Raw genomic sequence first — 452 nt, forward strand, 5'->3', positions numbered from 1 at the left:
TCTCGATGCGCTGCGCGTCGCGCTTGTTCGGACTGCGGCGTTCCCTTGGCGCACGCTGGAAGGCTTGCAGATCGGCATGGGTCATGCCCGGCGTGGCATCCACCCACGCCCAGCCCTCGGCCTGCACCTTGGCGGCGATACCTGCCAGCTTGTCCTGCGCCAGCCGTTCCAGCAGTGCGGCATCGGTCAGATACACGCCTTTGTCGCCCTCCGCGAACAGGTCGCGGCGGATGCCACCGCCTTCCTGCTCGTAGCCGTCCAGCCCGACAAAGCGCACCAGCGGATGCCGGTAGGCGTCGATTTCGCGTTCGGTCAGGCGGTCGCGCAGGTTGTGCGGGCCGCGCTGCCATGTGGGCGCATCGTAGAACGCGGCTTCCTGCGCAGCATGGTCGTCGGTGATGGCGAGGGCCATCAACTGGTCAAGGCTCACGGCCTCGGCCCGGTAGTCGGCC

Annotated in this window: 1 protein-coding gene; it reads right to left on the reverse strand. The window is 68.1% G+C overall.

Annotated elements, in window-relative coordinates; genetic code table 11:
* On the reverse strand, positions 1–452 hold a 452-nt coding region (locus M3627_RS20500), incomplete at both ends, for a hypothetical protein (RefSeq protein WP_251557280.1).

This window comes from Psychrobacillus sp. MER TA 171 (assembly GCF_023713305.1).
In the GTDB taxonomy this organism is placed as follows: domain Bacteria; phylum Bacillota; class Bacilli; order Bacillales_A; family Planococcaceae; genus Psychrobacillus.